2 protein-coding genes are annotated in these 3,075 nt (G+C 70.5%); both read left to right on the top strand.

Annotation, left to right across the window (positions count from 1 at the left end; translation table 11 throughout):
- Positions 1-380, top strand: a 380-nt coding sequence (locus tag VFZ20_RS25805; RefSeq protein ID WP_329686843.1) for a response regulator, incomplete at its 5' end; no start/stop codon positions are given.
- A 659-nt stretch (positions 381-1,039) separates the two neighbouring features.
- Positions 1,040-2,977: a heavy metal translocating P-type ATPase gene (locus VFZ20_RS25800; protein ID WP_349264131.1), complete on the top strand. Its 1,938-nt coding sequence runs from the start codon at positions 1,040-1,042 to the stop codon at positions 2,975-2,977.
- Positions 2,978-3,075 lie beyond the last annotated feature (98 nt).

Below are 3,075 nucleotides of genomic sequence, written 5' to 3'. Positions count from 1 at the left end.
TCATCGTTGAGGACAACTTCGACAACCGCACGATCTACCGGACTATCCTGGAGCACTCCGGCTTCGCCGTCCTGGAAGCCGCCGACGGAGAGAGCGGCGTCCGAATGGCCCGCGAGAGCCGCCCGGACGTGGTGCTGATGGACATCTCCATCCCCATCATAGACGGCCATGAAGCCACGCGCATCCTCAAGGCCGATCCCGCCACCGCCTCGATTCCGGTCATGGCGCTCACCGCCCACGCGATGGCCGAGGATCGGATCCGCGCGGCCGAAGCAGGCTGTGACGCCTACCTGTCGAAACCCGCCGAGCCGAAGCACGTCGTGGCCGAGGTGCGGCGCCTCCTGGGGAGAGTGTGCGCGGCGCCCGATAGCGCGGGGTAGCCGGCCCTTCGCACGCGGCGAGGGTGAGCCTCGTGCCCGCTCTCCCGCTGCGGGGCGCACATGCTGCGACGGTTGCATGTGCAGCAGATGAAGGACCGGTGCACCGCGAAGGACGAGCGCCCGTATTCCCGCACGCGGCGCGAGCGGTGGCGGCACCCGGCCGCACCAGATGGCGGGTGAAGCGAACCACCCCCGAACGCGGGTTGCGGCGAGCCTGCCCCCCTGCTGGTGCCGTTTATGCGGCCTAAAGCACGGTGGAAGCAGCCGCCGCGAACAGGCGCGGCTGAGCATTGGGGCGTGGGCATCCACGCCACACTACCGCCTACCGTAGAACCGAATCCCAGCGGATGAAACACGAGCATCGCCATGACGGCCATGAAGGCGCGCCGGCAGATACGGATTCGCGCACCGAGCCGCCCGTAGAGCCGGGCTACCCCATGCACCCGGAGATCACGCACGCCCCGGGTGTCCTGCCGGGATCCGAGGCCGCGCCGGCGGACGTCGGCCAGGGAGCGGGGCACGCCGGTCACGTGCACCCCCACCCGGATGCTTCGGTACCAGGGGCGCAGGCAGCGGCGGGTCACGGGGGCCATGGCGCACGCGCAGGCGACCACGAAGAGCATGGCGGGCACGACAAGCACGCCGGGCACAGCGTGGAGATGTTCCGGCGCAAGTTCTGGCTGACGCTGGCGCTCACCATCCCCACCGTGCTGTGGGGGCACATGCTGATGTCGCTCACCGGGTGGAACGCACCGGCGTTCCCCGGCTCCCGGTGGATTCCGCCGGTGTTCGGGACGGCGGTCTTCCTGTACGGCGGCATCGTCTTCCTGCGTGGCGCCCTCGAGGAGCTGAAGGCGCGGTTGCCGGGGATGATGACGCTCATTTCCCTGGCCATCACGGTGGCGTTCGTCTTCAGCGCGGCCGTGACGCTCGGCTTCCCGGGCATGCCCCTCTGGGAGGAGCTCGCCACCCTGGTCACCATCATGGTGCTGGGGCACTGGATCGAGATGCGGTCGATCAGCCAGGCGCAGGGCGCGGTCAGGGAACTGGCGAAGCTGCTCCCGAGCATGGCTGTCCGCGTGAAGGGCGAAAGCACGGAAGAAGTGCCGATCGCGGAGTTGCGCGACGGCGACGTCGTGCTCGTCCGGCCGGGAGCGAGCGTTCCGGCGGACGGCGTGGTGCGGCAGGGCTCCAGCCCCGTGAACGAGGCGATGATCACGGGCGAGTCCCGGCCCGTCACCAAGGCCGAAGGGGCGCAGGTGATCGCCGGCACCGTCAACGGGTCGGGGTCCCTCCGCGTCGAGGTGACGGGGACGGGTGAGCGGACCGCGCTTGCCGGGATCATGCGCCTGGTCGAGCAGGCGCAGACGTCGAAGTCGCGCGCGCAGGCACTCGCGGACCGCGCCGCGTTCGTGCTGACGCTCGTTGCCCTCGGTGCCGGCGCCGTGACCCTGGTCGCCTGGCTGGCGCTCGGGGCTGAGCCGGCGTACGCGGTCGAGCGCACGGTGACGACGCTCGTGATCGCCTGCCCCCATGCCCTGGGCCTGGCCATCCCGCTCGTTATCGCGATCTCCACGACGCTCGGCGCCCGGAATGGGCTCCTGATCCGCGACCGCCGAGGGCTGGAGGAGGCGCGCAACGTCACCTCGGTCGTGTTCGACAAGACGGGCACCCTGACGCTCGGCGAGTTCCGCGTGGTCGACATTGCCACCGTGGACGGACTGTCGGCGGACGAAGCGCTTCGGCTTGCGGCGGCGGTCGAGGCCGACTCCGAGCATCGCGTCGCCGAAGGGATCGTCAAGACGGCGGAAGAGCGGGGTCTGCGGGGCGCCAGCGCGTCGGAGTTCCAGGCGATCCCCGGCCACGGGGTGCGCGCGCGGGTCGACGGCCGCGAGCTCCATATGGGCGGCCCCGCCCTCCTCCGCATGCTGAAGGCGGATCCTACCCCCGCCGTCAGGTCCGCGGCCGAGCGCGCCGCGGAGCGCGGGCAGGCGGCCATCTACCTGGTGCAGGAGGGGACGGTGGTGGCCGCCTTCGCCATCGCGGACGCGATCCGCCCCGAGTCGCGCGAGGCGGTGGAGCGGCTGCACCAGCGGGGTATCGAGGTCGTCATGATGACCGGAGATGCCCGTCCCGTTGCGGAGGCGGTGGCCCTGGAGCTGGGCATCGACACCGTGTTCGCGGAAGTCCTGCCGGAGCAGAAGGCGGAGAAGGTCAAGGAGCTGCAGAAGCAGGGCAAACGGGTAGCGATGGTGGGTGACGGCGTAAACGACGCTCCCGCGCTGGTCACGTCGGACGTGGGGATCGCGATCGGTGCGGGTACGGACGTCGCCGTCGAGGCGGGCGACGTCGTGCTGGTACGCAGCGATCCGCGCGACATGCCGCGCATCGTGGAGCTCTCGCGCGCCACCTACCGCAAGATGACGCAGAACCTGTTCTGGGCGACGGGCTACAACGTGATCGCCATTCCGCTCGCGGCGGGCGTGCTGGCGCCGTGGAACATCGTCCTGTCCCCGGCGGTCGGCGCCGTCCTCATGTCTCTCAGCACCGTCGTGGTGGCGGTGAACGCACAGCTGCTGCGCCGCCTGAAGCTGTAGGCGTCGCGTGGCGCACGCGTGAACTCTGCTGCTTCGGCGTGGGGTAGCCCGCGCGGAAGCTGCGCAGTCTCCTGCCCCCGGAAAGATATCCGCCTCCG

This window comes from Longimicrobium sp. (assembly GCF_036280135.1).
GTDB lineage: Bacteria > Gemmatimonadota > Gemmatimonadetes > Longimicrobiales > Longimicrobiaceae > Longimicrobium.
Note: the sequence above shows the minus strand (reverse complement) of the source record. Positions and strands in the feature narration are given on the sequence as shown.

Excerpts from the sequence above, each read along its gene's own strand:
- VFZ20_RS25800 (WP_349264131.1), top strand. The coding sequence starts at position 1,040 with ATGTTCCGGCGCAAGTTCTGGCTGACGCTGGCGCTCACCATCCCCACC.